Source organism: Aeromonas sp. R2-3, from assembly GCF_040908375.1.
Taxonomy (GTDB): Bacteria; Pseudomonadota; Gammaproteobacteria; order Enterobacterales; family Aeromonadaceae; genus Aeromonas; species Aeromonas veronii.
Genome location: NZ_JBFODP010000015.1, coordinates 56210 through 75814, shown reverse-complemented (window position 1 = coordinate 75814; position 19605 = coordinate 56210). Strand labels below are relative to the sequence as shown.

General features: G+C 58.0%; 16 protein-coding genes. All 16 read right to left on the bottom strand.

The annotated features are described in order from the left end of the window. Positions 1-20: 20 nt before the first annotated feature. The 16 genes from AB5Z02_RS04580 to mshE all read right to left on the bottom strand — a co-directional run bounded on the left by AB5Z02_RS04580 (position 21) and on the right by mshE (position 19568). Complete coding sequence (locus tag AB5Z02_RS04580; protein ID WP_368215401.1) at positions 21-3914, bottom strand: YhdP family protein; 3894 nt, start codon at positions 3912-3914, stop codon at positions 21-23. Beyond that, the gene (rng, locus tag AB5Z02_RS04575) at positions 3915-5384 is read right to left on the bottom strand and encodes a ribonuclease G (RefSeq protein ID WP_005340056.1); all 1470 of its coding nucleotides are present in this window, start codon (positions 5382-5384) and stop codon (positions 3915-3917) included. It abuts the gene before it with no gap. Positions 5385-5479: 95 nt separating this feature from the next. Next, the gene (locus AB5Z02_RS04570) at positions 5480-6067 is read right to left on the bottom strand and encodes a nucleoside triphosphate pyrophosphatase (RefSeq protein WP_019446495.1); all 588 of its coding nucleotides are present in this window, start codon (positions 6065-6067) and stop codon (positions 5480-5482) included. Positions 6068-6069: 2 nt separating this feature from the next. Continuing rightward, positions 6070-6555 carry a rod shape-determining protein MreD gene (gene mreD, locus AB5Z02_RS04565; protein WP_005340054.1) on the bottom strand — a complete coding sequence of 162 codons (486 nt, stop codon included), beginning with the start codon at positions 6553-6555 and terminating at the stop codon, positions 6070-6072. Continuing rightward, positions 6555-7445, bottom strand: coding sequence for a rod shape-determining protein MreC (gene mreC / locus AB5Z02_RS04560; RefSeq protein ID WP_005340053.1), 891 nt, complete (start codon positions 7443-7445; stop codon positions 6555-6557). Before mreC ends, mreD begins: the two co-directional genes overlap by 1 nt. Positions 7446-7487: 42 nt before the next feature. Then, on the bottom strand, positions 7488-8528 hold the full coding sequence (locus AB5Z02_RS04555; protein WP_005340051.1) for a rod shape-determining protein: 1041 nt from the start codon (positions 8526-8528) through the stop codon (positions 7488-7490). 204 nt (positions 8529-8732) lie between these two features. Then, positions 8733-12404, bottom strand: coding sequence for a DUF6701 domain-containing protein (locus tag AB5Z02_RS04550; RefSeq protein WP_368215399.1), 3672 nt, complete (start codon positions 12402-12404; stop codon positions 8733-8735). Continuing rightward, the gene (locus tag AB5Z02_RS04545; protein WP_244775544.1) at positions 12401-12826 is read right to left on the bottom strand and encodes an MSHA biogenesis protein MshP; all 426 of its coding nucleotides are present in this window, start codon (positions 12824-12826) and stop codon (positions 12401-12403) included. Before AB5Z02_RS04545 ends, AB5Z02_RS04550 begins: the two co-directional genes overlap by 4 nt. A 37-nt stretch (positions 12827-12863) precedes the next feature. Further along, positions 12864-13754: a PilW family protein gene (locus AB5Z02_RS04540; RefSeq protein WP_368215397.1), complete on the bottom strand. Its 891-nt coding sequence runs from the start codon at positions 13752-13754 to the stop codon at positions 12864-12866. A 38-nt stretch (positions 13755-13792) separates the two neighbouring features. Next, on the bottom strand, positions 13793-14353 hold the full coding sequence (locus AB5Z02_RS04535; protein ID WP_206875943.1) for a prepilin-type N-terminal cleavage/methylation domain-containing protein: 561 nt from the start codon (positions 14351-14353) through the stop codon (positions 13793-13795). Further along, positions 14340-14837: a prepilin-type N-terminal cleavage/methylation domain-containing protein gene (locus AB5Z02_RS04530; protein ID WP_368215395.1), complete on the bottom strand. Its 498-nt coding sequence runs from the start codon at positions 14835-14837 to the stop codon at positions 14340-14342. Before AB5Z02_RS04530 ends, AB5Z02_RS04535 begins: the two co-directional genes overlap by 14 nt. A gap of 57 nt (positions 14838-14894) precedes the next feature. Further along, a complete protein-coding gene (locus AB5Z02_RS04525; protein WP_236287572.1) occupies positions 14895-15332 on the bottom strand; it encodes a prepilin-type N-terminal cleavage/methylation domain-containing protein in 438 nt (145 codons plus the stop codon). Positions 15333-15346: 14 nt separating this feature from the next. Continuing rightward, positions 15347-16018: a prepilin-type N-terminal cleavage/methylation domain-containing protein gene (locus AB5Z02_RS04520; RefSeq protein ID WP_236287570.1), complete on the bottom strand. Its 672-nt coding sequence runs from the start codon at positions 16016-16018 to the stop codon at positions 15347-15349. A 77-nt stretch (positions 16019-16095) separates the two neighbouring features. Beyond that, positions 16096-16557 (bottom strand): hypothetical protein, encoded by a 462-nt coding sequence (locus AB5Z02_RS04515; RefSeq protein ID WP_335874427.1) that lies wholly within the window; start codon positions 16555-16557, stop codon positions 16096-16098. A gap of 77 nt (positions 16558-16634) precedes the next feature. Continuing rightward, positions 16635-17855 carry a type II secretion system F family protein gene (locus tag AB5Z02_RS04510; protein WP_111900319.1) on the bottom strand — a complete coding sequence of 407 codons (1221 nt, stop codon included), beginning with the start codon at positions 17853-17855 and terminating at the stop codon, positions 16635-16637. A 3-nt stretch (positions 17856-17858) separates the two neighbouring features. Continuing rightward, positions 17859-19568: an MSHA fimbrial ATPase MshE gene (gene mshE, locus AB5Z02_RS04505; RefSeq protein WP_005348611.1), complete on the bottom strand. Its 1710-nt coding sequence runs from the start codon at positions 19566-19568 to the stop codon at positions 17859-17861. Positions 19569-19605 lie beyond the last annotated feature (37 nt).

Genomic DNA, 19605 nt, shown 5'->3' with positions numbered 1-19605 from the left:
GATGGTGCCGGGCCGCTCGTTCAGCGCTGAGCGGGCCCCGCGTGTTTGGGGCTCAGCAGGAAAGGGGTCACCTCTTGGGTCGGCAGGCCGGGGGCAACGGCGTCAACCGCCTCTTTCTGCTGCTGGTTGAGCTTGATGCGCGCGCGATCGCGCCCCGCCTCGATCAGCTTGGGTGCGTCGAGCGGGCCCGAGATGCGAAAATCGATGCGAGTCACCACATCCACTACCGGCTCCAGCAGTTTGGAGAGGGCCAGCACATAGAGCCCCGTGACCGGCGTGATGGAGAAGGCCGCCACCACCGGCAGGGTGCCACCCAGATTGGGGGAGAAGCTCAGCTCGTAGTCGAGCCGCCAGCGCACCAGATCGGCGATCCCCTCGCCGCGCAAGTTGCCTGCCGCCCCCTTCATATAGAAATCATCGTTGCTGACCTGCCCCTGCTTGATGGTGGCAGAGGCGGACATGGATTCGAAGTAGAAGCCCTTGTCGAACACATCGCGAAAATCGAGCCGCAGCTTGCGCAGCAGGGAGTCGAGGCTGAGCAGGGAGAGCAGCCGTGCCCCCTTGTCGTTGATCTCCCGCAGGGTGCCACCCTCCAGCTGATAGTTGGCACTTCCTCCCAGAGTCGGCAGGCTCGGGCGATAGGGCACATCCTGCCAGTTCAGATCAAAAGCGAGGGAGCCGGGGGCATCGCCGATGGGCGAGGTGTAGCCGAGCCGCTTGAGCAGCAGTTCGCTGTTGTTGCTGGTCAGCTTGCCACGGGCGCGGGTCTCCATCCGGTTGCCATCGGCCAGCCAGTCGACGCTGCCGGTGAGCTGACTCCCCGCCAGCCGCACATCCAGCCCCTTGAGAGTCACCTTGTTGGCGCCGGGCACCAGCTCCCCTTTCACTTCACCAAGAGGCAGCTCGCCAAAGCGGCAATCGACACAACTCACCTTCAACCAGGGGATTGATGCCATGATGGCATTGTCCTGCTGCGCATCGGGATCCGGACTGAGATCCGAACTCTTGCCGGACCAGTAGATGCGGGCAAACTTGGCATCCACCGGGCGATTGGCTACTGCGGGCAGGCGGATCACCCCCATCACGTCGGGGCTGTCGATCATCACTTCGGTCGCCTGATTGGTCGGCCCCACGGTGAAACGTGCCGCCTTGAGGGTGGCACTGCCGATATAGGCGCGAGCCAGCTGTCCATCCACCCACCACTCCTGCGGCAGGAAGGCCGGGCCAACCACCGCATTGCCAGTCTGCTTCTGCGCTGGCAACCACTGCTTGAGTCTGGCCAACCAGCCACCGACATCGGCCTCCTGCTGGTTGATGGCGAGCAGCATGGGGGCATCGCGCATTACCCGGGCGCCCGGCTGGCCCACATCAACTCGCACCCGGCTGAGATAAGGCACCCCTTCGCCGTAGACCAGTCGGGTCTGCATATCCACATCAGCCCCCAGTACGGCACGAATGTCGGCGCTGCCATCCCGGCCACGGGCGATCACCTTGAGCGGCAGCCGGCTGGCGTTGCTCTTGGCCAGCGGCATCGGCAGATCCAGCGCCATCCCCTGCAGGTTGGAGTCGAGCGCCAGCTGGAAGCTGAACGGCTTGCTCTCGGGCAGGGTCAACCCGAGCTTGCCGCCCCAGTTGCTGCGACCGTTGAGGATACCGTACGAGGAGATGGCAGCGGGCTGGCGGCGGCTATCCCACTGCCCCTTGAAATCGAGGTCGACCTGATAGTGATCCGGATGCTGGCGCCCCTGATAGTCGAGGGTCAGCGGCTGGTTCCACAGGCTCGCCTTGAGGTTGCTGAAACGGGTCTGTTCGTTGTCATATTCGAGGCGTCCCTGCACCTTCTCCAGCGGCAGATCCAGACTGGCGACCCGCACCTTGTTGTTGCTGAAGGTGGCATCGCCGCTCGCCTTCACCTCGCTCTCGCCATCGAGAGGAATATCGAGTTTGACCGAACCGGCCATCGGGCCGCGGATCTCGATCTCCCGCAGCGCCTGACCTACCGAACTGCCCAGCGGGGAATCCTGCAGGTAGTCGCTGATGGCCTTGCCCTCGCCCTGCACCTTGGCATCCACATAGAGGTGGGCGCCAGGGGAGAGATCCGGGATCCAGGCATGCACCGAGTCGGAGCTCGCCTTGCCGAGTTTGGTGGATCGGCTGCGCATATCGAGACCGGCATTCTGGAACAAGAGATCGATCTGCAGGTCGGTGAGCGGTTGCCAACCGGGGAAGAACTCGTAGGTGGCCTGCTCCAGCGGCACCGCCACCTGAAAGATGCCCTTGCCGTTGTCGTAGGGAAAGTCCCTGAACTCGCCATACCAGAGCAGGTCGGCCCCCTTGGCCTTGCCCCCCTTGATGGCGCCGCTCAGGTAATCCACCAGCCCCTTGTCCATCGCCTGCAGCGGGAAGTAGCGATCCGCATGGCCCGCATTCTTCACATCAATGCGGCCGGTCAGGGCCAGGAAAGGGTGCTCGAACAGATCGAGGCGGAAACGGCTGGCCAGGGTCAGATCCGGGTTATCCAGCGCGATATCCTGCCCGTAGAGCACCCAGCCCTGTTCCTCGCGCCACCAGTCGAGGCGGGCCGAGAAGTGGTCGACCGGGATCGGCATCTTGAAGTGACGGGCGGGATCCACCTTGTCGTTCGCCAGCGTCAATCTGGCGCTACCGCCGGTCGGGGTAAGCCAGAACTCGCCGTTGAGATCCTGCATCCCGGGTATATCCTGCCACGCCTTGAGGCGCACCTTGCTGAAGCGGCCACTGAGGGAGAGACCCTGCCAGTCGGCGTTGGCCAGCAGCGTCAGATCCTGCACCGAACCCTGCGGATTGGTCTGGCGCAGGGTCTCGCAGAGTGTGGGGTAGAGCGCCGAGACCAGCTGACTGATCTGGGTGATCTTGTCGAACTCTATGCTGGGCAGATAGCCCTGCACCCGATCCCCGATCCGCTCCAGCTGCAAGCGGCTCTGCAACCAGGGTTTGCCGTCCAGCTTGAAGTTGACGTTGTGGCTGGCCAGTTGCCAGTCGGTGCCCTCACGGCGCAGCTGGATCTTGCCACCATCGAGGCCGAAACGGTGCATCTCCCCTTTCTTGGGATCCTTCCAGATCAGGTAATTGTTGCCAAACGCCAGCAGGGTATTGCCCAGCTTGCCGCTGTCAAACTCGCTCCAGAGCTGGAAGTCGAGCTGACCGGCAACCTTGGGTTCGCCCGCATGGATCTTGGCCAGGGTCGGGGTGATATCGAGCTGGCGGGCCCCCAGATAGAGCTGACCCTTGAGGCGATCGAGCCGAGCAGTCGGGGCGTCCACATCCAGAATCAGATCGAGGGTGCTCTCGCCCACCCCGTTGATGAGGTAAGCCTTGCCGACCCCCTGATGGCGCTTGCCGCGGTTCTGCCAGCGCAGTTGGGCGATGTCGAGGGCGCGGAGATCACCGAGGGAAGTGGTGACGCTGAGACGAGTGTTGTGCACATCGAAGGTAGAGAGCTGGGTCAGCAGAAAGCGCAGCAGGGCGCCCTGCTGGGGATCGCCGGAGGGGCTCTCGTCAGCCGGTTGGCGCAAGTCGATGGTGATATCGCCATCGCTCAGGATCAGCTCGCCAAAGACCGGCTTGAGCTCGTTAATGGTGCGCCAGAAGTCGAGATGCACCCAGGCTTTGCCGAGCTGTACGGCAAAACGCCCCGAATCCGGGGCGATGGCGAGTTGCTGCAGTTCGAGGGCGGGCCCGGACTGTGTCCAGTCCAGCCCCACTTGCTCCACGCTGACCTTGAGTTGTGAATCGCCCAGCAGAGTGTGGATCAGACTCTCCCGGTATTGATTCAGCAAAGGGCCTCCGACCCGTACCAGCGTGACCAGCATGGCCATCAGTACGAACAGGACCCCCAGGGCCAACCAGCCCCGACTCAGCCAGCGATAGACCAATTACATCATCACCACGTCGAACTGCTCCTGACCACAGAGGGGTTCGCTCACTACCCGCACCTGCTTGCCGATGAACACTTCCAGCTCCGCCAGACTGTGGGACTCCTCGCCATGGAGGTAGTCGGCTACGGCCGGGGCCGCGTAGACGGTGAACTGATCCGCATCATAGGCACGATTGACCCGAATGATCTCCCGCAGGATCTCGAAGCAGACCGACTCCACCGTCTTGACCCGGCCGCGCCCTTTGCACTCGGGGCACTCGGAGCAGAGCACATGCTCCAGACTCTCGCGGGTGCGCTTGCGGGTCATCTCCACCAGACCGAGCTGGGAGAAGCCGTTGACGTTGGTCTTGGCGCGATCCTTTGAGAGCGCCTGCTCCAGGCTGTGCAGCACCCGACGGCGGTGATCTTCCGACTGCATGTCGATGAAGTCGATGATGATGATGCCGCCGAGATTGCGCAGGCGCAGATGGCGGGCGATGGCCGCCGTCGCCTCGACGTTGGTGTTGAAGATGGTCTCTTCCAGATTGCGATGGCCGACAAAGGCGCCGGTGTTGATATCCACCGTGGTCATGGCTTCGGTCTGGTCGATAATGAGGTAGCCGCCGGATTTCAGCTCTACCTTGCGCTCCAGCGCCCGCTGGATCTCGTTCTCCACGTCGTAGAGATCGAAGATCGGCGACTCGCCTGGGTAGTACTCCAGCTTGCTGGCCAGCTCCGGCACATACTCCTCGGTGAAGCGCTTGAGCTGATCGAAGCTCTGGCGCGAGTCGACGCGGATCTTGTCGAGCTCGGCGCCGACAAAGTCGCGCACCACCCGAAAGGCCAGACTGGGATCCTCGTAGAGGATCTTGCAGGGGGGATACTTCTGCTTGCGCTCGAGGATCTTGCGCCACAGGCGTTTCAGGAAGGCAGCATCCTGCTCCAGCTCCTGCTCCCCCACACCTTCGGCGGCGGTGCGGATGATGTAGCCACCCAGCTCGTCCACATAACCAGCTACGGTGCGCTTGAGGCGCTCCCGCTCTGCTTCGGACTCGATACGTTGGGAGACACCGACGTGGGCACTGCCCGGCATAAAGACCAGATAGCGGGATGGCAGGGTGATATCGGTAGTGAGACGGGCACCCTTGGTACCCAGCGGATCTTTCACCACCTGCACCATGATGTCCTGCCCCTGACGCACCAGCTCGGCGATGTTACCGACCTGGAACTGCTCCTTCTCCTTCACCGCCACACACTCGGTGTGAGGGACGATATCAGAGGCGTGCAAAAAAGCTGCCTTGTCCATGCCGATATCGACGAAGGCCGCCTGCATACCCGGGAGTACCCGGCTGATCTTGCCTTTGTAGATATTGCCCACGATGCCGCGTTTGGCCTGACGTTCTACATGCACTTCCTGCAGCAGACCGTTTTCGACCAGAGCGACCCGGGTTTCGGAGGGGGTAACGTTAACCAGCAGTTCTACCGACATAAGTAACCTTGCCTGTTCCAGTTTTGAATTCTATAGAGCCAATCCGGTACAACGCGCGCAAGGGAGAAACGCAGCAGAGCACAGCTGACGGGAAATTATTTGAGCTGTTCCAGATGATGCTTGATCAGCAAGTCTGTCTCCAGCAGGGGCAGGCCGACCACGGCGCTATAGCTCCCTTCGATGCGGCTGACAAACTTGCCGGCAATACCCTGAATGCCATAAGCCCCGGCCTTGTCACAGGGCTCACCGGTCTGCCAGTAGGCCTCGATCTCGGCCTCGTCCAGCTTGCGAAACGCCACGTTGGTGGTGACCAGACGCACGTCACAACGATCCTTGCTGGCCAGCGCCACCGCCGTCATCACCTGATGCACCTTGCCGGAGAGGGACTCCAGCATATCTTTGGCATCCAGCAGATCGGACGGTTTCTCCAGTACCCGCTCGCCCAGCACCACTATGGTGTCGGCACCCAGCACCGGCAACGCCGTCGGCGCACACGCCACGCCCGCCATCGCCTTGTCACGGGCGAGGCGGCAGACGTAATCCTGCGCCTTTTCACCCTCTTCCCGCTGCTCGGGCACATCCAGTTTCAGCACCTCGAAGCGGTAGCCAATCTGGGTCAGCAGTTCACGGCGACGGGGAGAAGCCGAGGCGAGATAGAGTTGTGGTTCGTTGTTTTTGTTCATATTTACCTGATATTGAAGCGGCGCCGCACCTTGCGCAGCACCAGAAACACCCAGGGCCATATTAGCATCGTCGTCAACGTCGACCAAAAGTAGGAGAAGTTGAGACTGGCCTGGCTGAACAGATGCTCGGCCCAGAATACCGTCATTTTACCCACCAGCGAGAGGCCACCGATGATCAGTGCCTGCTGCCAGAGGGAGAAGTTGCGGATCTTCTGGAACTGGAAGGCCGCCAGATAGGTGGTGATGGCCATCGCCATCGCCCGCACGCCGAGGGTGCTGCCAAGCAGCACATCCAGCAGCAGACCGGCAACCCAGGCGGTACCGACGTTGGTCCGGTGCGGCAAGGCCAGTGCCCAGTAGATGAGCACCATGGCCAGCCAGTCTGGACGGAAGGGGTCAAATTCGAAAGGAAGCGGCAGGATCGACAGGCTCAAGGCCAGCAGGATCGAGATCCAGATCCAGATCCTGCCGCTGGCGGGTTCTAGCATCAGCGGGTGGCTCCTGCGGCGGACGCAGCGGGAGCCGCCCGTTCGCCATCCTCATCATGTACTTCAGGCTTCTTGTCGGTCCACAGCAGCAGCAGATAGCGCAGTCTGTCCAGCTCCACCAGCGGCTTGGCCTCGACCTGAGCGAAGGGCTTGCCCTCCACATACTCGGAACGGGTCACAGTCGCCACCGGATAGCCTTCCGGGAAACGGCCACCCAGACCTGAGGTGACCAGCAGATCACCCACCTGAATATCGGTATTGCGCGGCAGGTTGCGCAGCTCAAGCTTGTCGAGCTCGCCACTGCCGGAAGCAATAGCACGCAAGTCGTTGCGCAGCACCCGCACCGGAATACCGTGGCTGGAGTCGGTGATCAGCAGCACGCGACTGGTGGTGGAGCCCACGTGGAGCACCTGACCAATCACACCCTGATCGTTGATCACCGCCTGACCGTTGTAGACGCCATCCAGCGCCCCCTTGTTGATCAGCACCTGATGGCTGAAGGGGTCGGAATCCACCGACAGCAGCTCGGCCACCATCTTGCGGGACTCCTTGTGCACCGGCGAACCCAGCAGCTCACGCAGCCGCTGGTTCTCGTGCTCCAGCTGATCCATTTTGAGCAGACGGGCCCGCAGGGTAAACAGCTGTTGCTCCTGCTGCTTGGTCTGCTCGATGAGATCGGCACGGGTCTGCACCTGGGTCGACATGGTGTCGAGCAGGGTACCCGGCGCATTGGCCATGTATTGCAGGGGACTGACTAACGAACTGAGGTAGACGCGGACATGGGTAAACACACCGAAGCGGGAATCCGCGACGATGGCAGCGATGGAGATGATGACGGCGAGAAACAACCGTAACTGAAGCGAAGGGCCTCTACCAAAAATGGGTTTCATGGGTCGTCAAAAAAGAGCCGGCACGCTGGCCGGCTTTGGGTCTTATTCGTAGTGGAACAGATCGCCACCGTGCATATCGATCAACTCCAGCGCCTTGCCGCCGCCACGGGCCACACAGGTGAGGGGATCTTCGGCCACGACGACAGGGATACCGGTCTCTTCCATCAGCAGACGGTCGATATCTTTCAGCAACGCACCACCACCGGTCAGCACCATGCCGCGCTCGGAGATGTCGGAAGCCAGTTCCGGCGGAGACTGCTCCAGCGCTACCATCACGGCAGCAACGATACCGGACAGCGGCTCTTGCAGCGCTTCCAGGATCTCGTTGGAGTTGAGGGTGAAGCTGCGCGGTACACCTTCAGCCAGGTTACGACCACGCACTTCGATCTCGCGCACCTCTTCGCCCGGATAGGCGGAGCCGATCTCGTGCTTGATACGCTCGGCGGTGGCTTCACCGATCAGGCTGCCGTAGTTGCGACGGACGTAGCTGATGATCGCTTCGTCAAACTTGTCGCCACCGATACGGACGGACTGGGAGTAGACCACACCGTTCAGGGAGATGATGGCCACTTCAGTGGTACCACCACCGATATCAACCACCATGGAACCGGTCGCTTCGGATACCGGCAGGCCAGCACCGATGGCAGCGGCCATAGGCTCATCGATCAGGTAAACCTCGCGGGCACCGGCACCCAGAGCGGATTCCTTGATGGCGCGGCGCTCAACCTGAGTGGATCCACACGGTACACACACCAGCACACGCGGGCTGGGGCGGAAATAGTTGTTGTCGTGAACCTGCTTGATGAAGTGCTGCAGCATCTTCTCGGTCACGTAAAAATCGGCAATCACGCCGTCTTTCATCGGGCGGATCGCGGAGATGTTGCCCGGGGTACGGCCCAGCATCTGCTTGGCGGCATGACCGACAGCAGCGACCGATTTGGCGTTCCCGCGCTCTTGGCGAATGGCGACAACTGAGGGTTCGTTAAGGACGATCCCTTGATCTTTTACATAGATCAGGGTGTTGGCAGTTCCCAAATCGATCGACAGATCGTTGGAAAAGACGCCTCTGAGCTTTTTGAACATGGCTACGGGAAATCCTAAGAATTTGGAGGTGCAGAAAACCGGCTAACTTTACCAATGCCCACCCCAATGGGCAAGCGCTCAAACTGTCGCCAATCAATCAGGCGCGACAAAAATGCGAGTCATCACTCACTCGGACACGCTTGCAAACACTAATAAACAAGGATTTAGGGGGATGCTGTTGAGGCAGCCCCCCTTTCACATCATTCAATGCAATACTTCGCGCCGATAAATAATTCTGTCATTACCCCGGCTGGAGCCGAACCTAGCTTCCCCCTGCTGCGTAACCGGGTCAGACAACCATAGCGGCTGCGACGGCTGTTTTGCCAAATCGACCTTGTAGGGAATGCGCACCGAGATGTCCGGCTTGGCAAAGTGGAACAGGATCTCCCCGTCTTTCGCCAGTGCAGCATCCCCACCCGGTGCAGAACTACCCAACCCCAGCTTGATCTTGCGACCAGCCCCCAGATTCAGCTCGCGAGTTGCCACATCAAAGGTGTGACTCGGGTTGAGGAAAATGAACCCCTGATTGGCCAAAGAGAGCTGGGTACATTGATCTTCCTTGTTTTGCAGCCAGTTGCCCGCTTCGTAATATTGCATCTGCAGTGGAATGGCCAGCGGCGCCGAGGCCAGGCCAGCCGCCGTACCAGCCTGCAGGCGGCCGTACAACAGCTTTTGAGTACCCAGCAGCACCGCATTACACCCTTGCCCCGATTTGGAACAATCCCCTGCTACACCCGCATTCATATTCGGATTCGCCAACAGCGTAGTACCGCCATCCTGATCATCGACTTTGATACCAAAGCTCAACGTGGCAAACGGTGCTTCTGGACTCGCAGCACGATCAAAGCGGGTATTCAGCCCCAAAGGCGACTGCTGATTTATACTGGCGACGCCACTTGCCCAGCTGAGCGAGGGAGATAGTGTAATACGCTTGTCACGAGCAACCCCATCCAGAGCATTAGCCGCCACCATCTCAGCAACCCCTTTAGCGAACGCCCCCTGATAGTTCTGTGTCGTCCCTTTCTGCAGATTGCGTGCAGTGAGGACAAAACCGCTGGCAAAGGGCTGGCTCATGTATGTAAAGGCATTGCAGGCAGGCGTGATAAAGCCATTACTCAAACTGTAATCCCAAGGGACAAAACGACCGATGGGTACGCTCCATCGCAACACAGTCTCAAGTTGGGGTAATTCATCCTGATAAGCGGGATAAGGCACAAAGTTGCTGACGCCTAACCGGATCACCCCGACCTCAGACCAATTCGCCGTCACGTTTGCTACCCCGCTCGCCAACGTGATCGTGGTTGGCGAAAATGCTCCGCTGACGCCCGTTGTCGGCGCTAACAGGGCCCAAGAGAGCGTTTTATTACTGGTAGTAAACCCTGGGGTTAACTGATCCTGAGTATTGACTGCACTGGCTTGTAAAGTAAAAGGCTCGCCCGCTTTGCGATAGATAGGACAAGTGGCATAAGTACTGTCGTTATTTCCCGAGCACACACTCTGTCCTTGAGCCTGGAGTGCGATCGCTTTGGGAATCACGGCAACGGTATCACTACCGGTCAACTTGAGGGTGCCTGTGACATCCTTCTTAAGGAAAGTAGTATCCAGTCGCAACACACCGGCATCCGGATATTGCAACGTCAACTGGCCAACTCCATTGCTATCGAACGATACGTTAACGTTCCCACTTGGCGATATTGTGCTGCCATTGATCGTCGGCACTGCATTGCTGGCAGTATCAGACACGACCTTGGTAGAGCCGAATTGCAGGGTCTGATTTCCTGTCAATAATGGAACGCATACCTTGGTTGCTCCAACATCGCTGGATTTAATGGCTCGAATCGTCGAGTTTGTTGAACTACCGGCATAAAAGGTGGAGAAATCAAACTGCAGAGCAGCATCGGAAAAATTCATAGAACAACTGCTATCAAGCACACCATCGCGATAACAACGTAATAACGCCGAGGGATTTGCGCTTGATAACCCAATGACAACACTCTTGGCAGCCAGAGAAGATAATGTGATATCAGCTGTTCCTGAACTACCCAAGCTGACCGGGTTACTACTCCATCCGTTGCTCGGCGTCATACTGACACTGGCATTACCTTTATAAAGTTGGCTACAACTGTTATCAAGACACGCGGCAAGCCGAACCTGTGCGGGTTCACACGTCAATGAGGAAGAAGGATAATAAACCTCATAATGGTCAACAACCGCCGTAGCTGTACATTGGAAAGATTGGCTATCGATGCGCGAGTTATTGCCTAACACCACGGATTTACCATTCACGCGCCCCATTAAATATGAAGCAGAAGATAAGTTAATAGTTTTAGCTGAGCTATCTGCTTGATAGACCATCCCGGATAGGGTTGAACCATTGGCTAAATATGCACTATCATAAACAACCATCAGTAACTTGCTGATGTCACCGGAAATATTTGAGCCAGGACTGTTAATGTAGCTAGCCGATCCCATATCGAGATTTTTAACAAATATACGAACCGGGCCATCAACAATGATCGATGTATCATTATTCATCTTCAATGTTTCGATCCAGTAATCGCCAGCGGCCAACTTCACCGTATAATCTCTACCACCACGCCCACTTCCCAAGTCAAGAACTTTAATGCTAATACCCGAGTTCTCGATATTTATTTGTGACTGATGAGCTGTGCTAATTGTCCCAAACTGATTGCCCTCTACGGCAGTGAGAAAACGCGTTTCGGCAAAACCAACGGAAATGTTACTACCTGCACTTAATGGAAACCGGGAAGAGGGAGCGCCAGACCAGCCATTTACCATACCTGCAGCAACACAAGCGCTATTATCACAGTTTAGACCAGATGTACCTTTTATCTGACCATTAGGACCGTATCCAAGGCGACCCCCTTGAGAACCAAATAACTGCCCTGCCGTATAATTCGTATTCCCTGAGAAGTCAATTCTGTCGCTACTTTCTCGACCTTGGGCTGGATAAGGAAAAACCTGTGTACATAAATCATCAAGTACAGGAATATCATTTTTAGGCGTGTAACGCAGGATCATATCATCCCAGCTTATATCATCCCTATCTCTGGCATTTACTGTTTCGATCCATAATTCGTAATTACCAGCAGCAAGCTCATAGTTTATATTCCAATTGACATCCCCATTGCTATTGAAGTAATAAACCAATGGTGTATATGCACTACCAACTGGACGGATGAACATGCGTGAACCGTTATTCACTCCCCAATCACGCAAGTTATATAACGTGAGTGCATTCAATTGTGACCGCTTATTAAGCGTGAATTGATATAATATATAAGTACCGTTTGGCGCGGGGGGATACCAGCGAGTAGCATCAGTATTCTCACCTATATGGGAACGTTCAATAAAATGAAACGCTGTCGTAGCACCATTGGTTACCAACCTTATATCTTTGAATGAAAAGTCATCCCAGTCTCTACAATAAGGGTCATACGCCCCCCAATAGTACCCATTTGAAAAACAACCACCCCAAACAGCCATCTTGTACTCACCGGGGTTTAGCAACCATCCGCCATAACGAGATACCCTATCCCGTGAATAGTCATTAGCCCTCTCATTCAGCACTACATTTCCTAGGCTGTCCCAAATAACAAAATTAGCTCCTGCATCCAAACCAGTAGCGCTCTCAAGCCGGAGCTCGGATAAGGTCACAGGGTGACTAATATAAAAATGGATAGGGTTGACAGGTATGTAAGCCGAAAATCGAGTCGAAACCAAGGTAGTTGGACGAAGGGCATTACTTGTATTATCACCAATCAAAAACTGTCCAGGTAAAACAATATCTGCTCGAGCCAACTGAGAGACCAAAAGCAGCAGCCATAGCAAAAAACACTTCATTTTTTGGCTCATATCTGGCCTCCATCATAAGCTTCGACCATCAGGGTTCGGCTCACGGCAAAATCAGGGTTGGCACTGTTAAGGTCCGAGCTGCCACAGGTTCCGACACTCTCGAGACGATAGCCATTGGTCACAGATCCGTTATAGGTCACCGGCACCGTGGCGCAACGAACCACAGCCTGACAGTTGGTCAGCCCTGGATTGCTGGCAAAGCTCAGTGGGCTGCTTGCCAGGCAGACCGCAGGTGGGTTCGGTTGGGCAAGAGTGCGCTTGGGGAACAACCGATAGAGTGCCACTTCCAGACCGCTCTGGGCGGCCAGCAGGGCCCGCACGCTGCGCACCTCCACGGTATTTTTCTCGCCGCTATCGACCAGAAAACGGCCCATTGCAGCCGCCAGCAGCGCCATCACCACAATCACAAACAGGGCGATCATCAAGGCACTGCCTCGCATCCGTCCGAAAGCCTGTGGATCAGGGCACATTGAACACCTCTATCTTGTGGTTGAAGGTGACCGACTCCCCCTTGCGCTCGAAGACAAAGCGCATGCCAAACTCCCCTTCGGCGTTAAACGCCGAGGTTTCCCGATAGAAGGTGCCAATACGAAGGGAATCCGCCATCAACACGCCCTGTGCAGGTAAGGATGCTCCAATGGGGGCTGTGGCACGGGTCAGCGTGTTTCCTTCCACACAGTAGCGAACCTGCTGGTTGGCAAAGTAGACCCGGCTGCCTGGAGAGAGGCCTGTCAGACTCTCGGCACTGGTATAGCGGATGGTTTGCGCTCCGGATACGGGCGTCAGCACATCGGTAACCCTGGCTACACAACGGCCATAATCGCAGCCTGCAGTAAGCGAACCGACATTTTTGTCCGGCACGGGGAATACAATCAGCTGATCGTCTTTTTTAACGGCGGTGGCATCCACATCCAGCGGATTGGCAGCAGAAGCCGGGGTCGCCATCACCAGCTCAAGGCTGGCCGTGCTCCCCGACATGGCGCGGTTAAGCGCCAAATAGCGGCTGGAGGTGCTGATGGGCCAGAACCGCAAACAGGCACCGGTGTCGACCCATGTCCCGCCAGTCGTCTCGATCCGCTCCGAGCCCGGCACCGCATCGCGCAGTTCGCGGTTAAGCCGCTCCATGGCGAAGCGGGCATCGCTCATCAGTTGCTCACGGCTGCTGGCATCGCCATAAATCTGGGTACCGATACCGATAAACTGGCTGGTAAAGGTCGCCATTATCCCGAGCAGCAGGATGACCATCACCAGCTCGACCAGGGTAAAGCCACGATTACCCCGAGGTTTACGGTAGGTTCGATTGGCCGCCAGGCGTAATCGAACGCCGGAAGTGGTTACAGGTGCGGACATTCGGACAGGTAAGCAACACCCAACAGCGGAGCGATCCATCAGTAGTTCCCCCGATAAAAGGAGAAATCGAGCACGCTCTGATCCGGTAGCTTGATCTGCAGATCAATGCGCTTGCCCACAGAGCAGGGTGCGGCACAACTCTTGAAGGTGCCGTCGCTGAAATCGGCTCCGCTCACCGCAATTTTCACCTGATAGTTGCGATACTCCTCACCGCCGACTCCCGCTGCAGTCTGAGTCAGGGTGTTGGCATCCACCCAGCTACCTGCGGTATCGAAATCATCCACATCGTTATAGGCATAGGATGCGGGCTCACCATCAGGGCCATAACTGGTGGAGCAGGGAGAAATGGTCACCCCTGCCACCTGCTCGCCACAACGATAACGACCACCGTTATGATCCGAATGTTCATCAAACGACTTTTGCAAGATCTCGCCGGAGAGGCGCTGGGCCAGCTGGGCGGCTCGCACCTGCTGCACCGGATCCACCGCCTGCGGTGCCTGATTGATGAGTAACCCCAATATGCCGGTCAAGGCCACCGCCAGCAGCACTATGCCGACGATCAGCTCAATCAGGGTGAAACCGCGCTTAAGGGATCTCATGGATATATCCCTCTGACTCAATTTTGATGCGGCTAGTTTCGCGACCATCACTCACCAGCAAGGTACAACCGGTTGCACAGCTGCTGCCTAGCGGTCTGCCCATCTGATCGAAGCGCAGCACGAAGCGGTTGTTGTTATCAAGGGAGATGGAGATATCGACAGAGGGCGTAACCAGTCGACCACGGGTCTCCAACTGGGGAGTCCAGCCACTACTGGTATCCAGGTCATCGCTGGCGGGACACGCCGCATAAGTACGGTGGGCAAAACGGGGAGAGGCAACCACCAGCTGGGTACAACGGTTGGCTGGCTCATGCATATTGACGGTCTGTACCAGCCGCAGGCGGGTCAGCAGCTCGTCACGCACGGTTTGAGTTTCAAAGCCGCCTTTGCCCAGCCATTTGGGCACGGCAAAGGCGGCTAGAATCCCGAGTAACAGGATCACCAGTACCAGTTCAATCAGGGTAAAGCCCTTGGTTGCAGGCATGGGATTTCTCATCAGGGAAAAGAGAAAGCGAGGCCGAAGCCTCGCTCGTCACAACAATTAGCATCCACTAAGCGTAGTCACAGCAGCTGAGGTATCGCTTGCTTCCTTGTAGTTAACGGTACATTTGGAGCTGCTAGTAGAAAACACATAGTTACCAGAAGCACTGGAAACTTTGCCGGTCCAAGAACCATCGATAGTCACTGCGTTTTTGATCCCAGCATCAGTCGCCTTTGGATAACCATAAGCAGTATCAATCGATGTACCATCAGAGCCAGTCACCGCAGCACTACTGACGCGCTCTTCGCCTTCCAATGCAGATTTGCTATAAACCAGTTGTGCAGAGCTGCTCACCGCTGCTTGCACGCCCTGAGCGGCAGACTTCTTGGCATCATCCTGCAGATTCAGGAACTTGGGTGCAGCGGTGACCGCCAGAATACCCAGAATGATGATCACGATAACCAGTTCGATCAGGGTAAAACCCGCCTGTTTTTTCATTTCACTTTCCTCTGTCAGTTAATATTGGTGGTCACCTGACCGGACGCCGGACGGTAACTGAAACTCATAAATGCATCAGTCTTGCCTTGCGGATCCTGATACTTGCCATCACTGCCCTTACTCAAACTATTGACCAGATAGTAACGGCAGACCGAATCCAGTCCATTACTGCTTACTGTGGCATAGTATTTCAGGTCATTGCCGCTACCGCGCACTTCATTGAAGCTGGCCGTAGCCTTGGGCGGGTTTTGCAGTAACCCCTCCCAAATATTGAGACAACGTTCGGCGGTCAGATTAGCCGGATCCACATCGGGATTACCGCTGGCAACGGTATCCATGGGATAGCCGGGCGACAGCTCGCCGTTAGTGATCTGGGTATCGGTCGGAGTGGTCAGATAGAAGCGACTACCGTCATAAAGCACGGTGTTGAGGCTGTCCTGTTTGGCGCGACCTTCCGCCTCCCATTGCGCCCGCACCAGTGAAACGCCGGTAGCAAAACCGCCAGAGACCCCTTCCACGCTGGCCTTTTTCGCTTCGTCAGTCACATCGAGAAAGCGCGGCAGCGCAGTCACCGCCAGGATCCCCAGGATCACGATAACGATCACCAGCTCAATGAGGGAAAAGCCGGCAGACCGTCTCCTCATCCCGTTTTCCGGCATTGTTGGTGCCATTGGTTTCATTGTCATGCTCCCTCCGTAATGCACCGCATTATTTCATGCAGGCCCCAAAAAATCATGTAGTTGGGTCATATGATTAGTTTCATTCAAGGCTTTTTCATCACCCGCCCGTCAGAAAACTGATAAACCAGCCAATAACCATCCCACCCCATCTCGCAACCACTGCCATCGGGGCGGGCCAGAACCTGCAGGGGAGGCACGCCCCCCTTCGTCTCCCCCATCAGTGCCAGCCACAACTGACGGCAATTTTCCGAAGGAGATTGCAGCGGCACCAGCCCCAGGGGCCACCCTCGGGCATCAAACTGCCACCCCTTGCCGGCGACATGCAGTGTCTGCGGGCGCCGCTCATCGAGCCAAATGCCGTGCAAACGCTGTGCCCGCTCGGCAAATTGCTCCCCCAGCAAGGTGAGAGTGAGCAGCTGCGCCTCTTCCCGGTGGCCCTGATAGCTACGCACCAAGGTCGCCACAATAACCATCAGCAGGATGATCACGGCGATCCGCCGATATCCGGTCAGCCAGCGATCATCCTGCTGCGTCTGTCTGTTCATCCAGCCCTCGACTCCACCGATCACTTGCCTCTTACGGCTCTCATCATGTCCCACCATTCAAGCGTGAAGATGCCGAGTTACTTGCCGCGAACTGCGCGCATCATGTCCCACATGGGGGTGAAGATACCCAGTGCCAGGATCAGTACCATTACTGCCACGATCCCGATCAGGATCGGCTCGATCCGAGCGGTGAGACTCTTGAGGTCATAATCCACCTCCCGCTCGTAATACTCGGCCGCTTCGTGCAGCAGGTCATCGACCTGACCTGTCTCCTCCCCCACGGCGATCATCTGCATCACCAGCGGGGTGAACAGGCCGCTGCTGCTGGCGGTGCGCAGCAGGCTCTCGCCCCGCTCGATACCGGCGCGCATATCCCGTACCCGCCCTGCCATCCAGGCGTTATCCACCGCATCGGCCACCAGGGTCAGCGCCGTGTTCAGCGGCACCCCGGCCTTGAGCATCATGGAAAAACTGCGGGCAAAACGGGCCAGCAGGGAGCGCTCTATGATGGTGCCGACGATCGGCAACTTGAGCTGCCAACGGTGCCAGGTCAGCTTGCCCTTGGTGGTGGCAACCCAGCGGCGCCAACCGAACACCATCCCCGCCAGAATAGCGAGCAGCAGCCACCAGTAGTTGACAAAAAAGTGCGAGGTTGCGAGCAAAATTCGGGTCGCCAGCGGCAACTCCACCCCGAATTTGGCAAACATGCCGGCAAACACCGGGATCACCATGATATTGAGGATCACCATGGCGATACCGATGGCGATCATCACGAAGCTGGGGTAGCGCATGGCGGTCTTGATCCGCTTGCGGGTCTCCAGCTCAAGCTCGAAATAGTTGGCGAGCTGCAAAAAGGACTCTTCCAGCTGACCTGTGTTCTCACCCACATGGATGATGGCGACAAACAGGCTGCTGAATACCTTGGGGTGCGCCTGCATCGAGCTCGACAGCGGACGACCGTTGCCAAGATCTTCCCCCAGCGAGTGAAGCGCCCGCTTGAGCGGCTTGCTGTGAGTGCTCTCCTCCAGCCCGGCAATGGCGCGCAGGATCGGGATCCCGGCCCGAGTCAGGGCATACATCTGGCGGCTGAAGATCACCAGCTCATCCAGCTTGACGCCCCCTTCCAGCAACAGCGACCAGTCGATGGCGGCGGATTTGGCCTTGCCCGGTTTGAGCTCGGTCGGCATCACCCCGCGGCGCATCAGCTGTTCGGCGGCCGCCATCTCGTTGGCCGCTTCGACCACGCCACTGGTGGCGTTGCCCTGGCTGTCACGCCCCTTGTAGGCAAAGTTAGCCATCGCTTACCCCAAATCCTCGGCCAGTCGCAGCACCTCGTCCACCGAGGTGATCCCCTGACGGGCATAATCGAGGGCCGTCAGGGCCAGCGGCCGATAGTGTTCGTGTTGACGGGCCGCCTTGGCGAACCCTTCCGCATCGTTGCGGCGCAGGGCATCCATCATCGGCTGATCCAGCTCCAGCAGCTCGTAGACCCCGATCCGGCCGGAATAACCGGTAAAGTTGCAGCTCTGGCAACCCCGGCCCTTGTGATAGGTGTGTTGGCCAGGCGCCTCGCCGGAGAGTACGGTGAGCCAGGTGGCCTGCCCTTCGTCGGGTGCCTTCTCCTCGACGCAGTGCTCACATACCCGCCGCACCAGCCGCTGGGCGACCACCGCCCGCAGGGCACTCGCCACCAGATAGCCGGGCGCCCCCATGTCGATAAGGCGCAAGGCACTGGTCACCGCATCGTTGGTGTGCAGGGTGGTCAGCACCAGGTGACCGGTGATGGCGCCACGCAAGCCGATCTCCACCGTCTCGTTGTCCCGCATCTCCCCCACCAGCAGGATGTCCGGATCCTGACGCAGGGTGGAGCGCAACACGTTGGAGAAGGTGAGGCCGATCTTGGGGTTGACCTGCACCTGATTGACGCGGGAGAGACGGTATTCCACCGGGTCTTCTACCGTTATGATCTTGTTGCTGGACTGGTTGAGCTCGGAGAGGGCACCATAGAGGGTGGTGGTCTTGCCGCTACCGGTCGGGCCGGTCACCAGGATCATCCCGTGTGGCCGTTTGAGCTGGCGACGGAAACGGGTCAGGATCTCAGGCGGCATGCCGGTCTCGGTCAGCGACAGGATGCCAGAGGATTGATCCAGCAGACGCATCACCACAGACTCACCATACTGCACCGGCATGGTGGACATCCGCACATCCACATCGCGACCGCGCACCTTCATATTGAAACGGCCATCCTGCGGCAAGCGCTTCTCGGAGATATCGAGCCCCGCCACCAACTTGAGGCGCAGCACCAGCGCCTGGGCGATGCGCACCTCGTTGAGGATGTTCTCGTGGAGGATGCCGTCGATCCGCTGGCGAATACGCAGCACCTTCTCGTCCGGCTCGATGTGGATATCCGAGGCCCCCACCTGCACCGCATCCTCGAACAGGGAACGCAGCAGCTTGGCCACCGTTGCCTCCCCCTCGTCGTTAGCCCCCAGATTGCTGGAACCCAGCTCGAAGCCGGAGTCCTGATACTCCTCCTGCAGCTGTTCGGCGAAACTCTCAATCTCGCGGGTACGGCGATAGAGGCGGTCGAAATACTCCAGCAGCTGCCCTTCCCGCGCCACCGCCAGCACCATGATGCGCGGGCTGAGCAGGGCGGCGACGGCATCCAGTGCGCTCAGATCAGCCGGATCCGACATGGCCACCGTCACCTTGTCGTCGGTAAGGTTGACCGCCAGCGCCCGATAACGGCGCGCCTGCACTTCGGGCAGCAGCGGCACCGCGGCGGCGTCGATGGTGAGGTTGTTGAGATCGAAGAAGGGCACATCCAGCTGGCGGGCGAGGAACTGCAACAGCTGCACCTCGCTGATAAAGCCGAGGTCGATGAGAGTGGTGCCCAGCTTGCGGCCGGTCTGACGCTGCTGCTGCAGGGCAAGCTGCAGCTGATCATCAGAGATGATCTGCTCTTGTACCAGCAGGTCGCCGAGGCGCATTTTCAGTCTGGGTTGTGCCATGTTTGCTCCGATCTCTGTTACTTCACACCCGTTGCCG

What these genes read in the sequence shown, in the direction of transcription:
- mshE (WP_005348611.1), bottom strand. Translation starts at nt 19,568, where the DNA reads ATGGCACAACCCAGACTGAAAATGCGCCTCGGCGACCTGCTGGTACAA.
- AB5Z02_RS04545 (WP_244775544.1), bottom strand. Translation starts at nt 12,826, where the DNA reads ATGATCGCCCTGTTTGTGATTGTGGTGATGGCGCTGCTGGCGGCTGCA.
- AB5Z02_RS04515 (WP_335874427.1), bottom strand. Translation starts at nt 16,557, where the DNA reads ATGAACAGACAGACGCAGCAGGATGATCGCTGGCTGACCGGATATCGG.
- AB5Z02_RS04510 (WP_111900319.1), bottom strand. Translation starts at nt 17,855, where the DNA reads ATGGCTAACTTTGCCTACAAGGGGCGTGACAGCCAGGGCAACGCCACC.
- AB5Z02_RS04535 (WP_206875943.1), bottom strand. Translation starts at nt 14,353, where the DNA reads ATGAGATCCCTTAAGCGCGGTTTCACCCTGATTGAGCTGATCGTCGGC.
- AB5Z02_RS04550 (WP_368215399.1), bottom strand. Translation starts at nt 12,404, where the DNA reads ATGAGCCAAAAAATGAAGTGTTTTTTGCTATGGCTGCTGCTTTTGGTC.
- AB5Z02_RS04530 (WP_368215395.1), bottom strand. Translation starts at nt 14,837, where the DNA reads ATGCCTGCAACCAAGGGCTTTACCCTGATTGAACTGGTACTGGTGATC.
- mreC (WP_005340053.1), bottom strand. Translation starts at nt 7,445, where the DNA reads ATGAAACCCATTTTTGGTAGAGGCCCTTCGCTTCAGTTACGGTTGTTT.
- AB5Z02_RS04540 (WP_368215397.1), bottom strand. Translation starts at nt 13,754, where the DNA reads ATGTCCGCACCTGTAACCACTTCCGGCGTTCGATTACGCCTGGCGGCC.
- AB5Z02_RS04555 (WP_005340051.1), bottom strand. Translation starts at nt 8,528, where the DNA reads ATGTTCAAAAAGCTCAGAGGCGTCTTTTCCAACGATCTGTCGATCGAT.
- AB5Z02_RS04525 (WP_236287572.1), bottom strand. Translation starts at nt 15,332, where the DNA reads ATGAAAAAACAGGCGGGTTTTACCCTGATCGAACTGGTTATCGTGATC.
- AB5Z02_RS04520 (WP_236287570.1), bottom strand. Translation starts at nt 16,018, where the DNA reads ATGACAATGAAACCAATGGCACCAACAATGCCGGAAAACGGGATGAGG.
- AB5Z02_RS04570 (WP_019446495.1), bottom strand. Translation starts at nt 6,067, where the DNA reads ATGAACAAAAACAACGAACCACAACTCTATCTCGCCTCGGCTTCTCCC.
- rng (WP_005340056.1), bottom strand. Translation starts at nt 5,384, where the DNA reads ATGTCGGTAGAACTGCTGGTTAACGTTACCCCCTCCGAAACCCGGGTC.
- mreD (WP_005340054.1), bottom strand. Translation starts at nt 6,555, where the DNA reads ATGCTAGAACCCGCCAGCGGCAGGATCTGGATCTGGATCTCGATCCTG.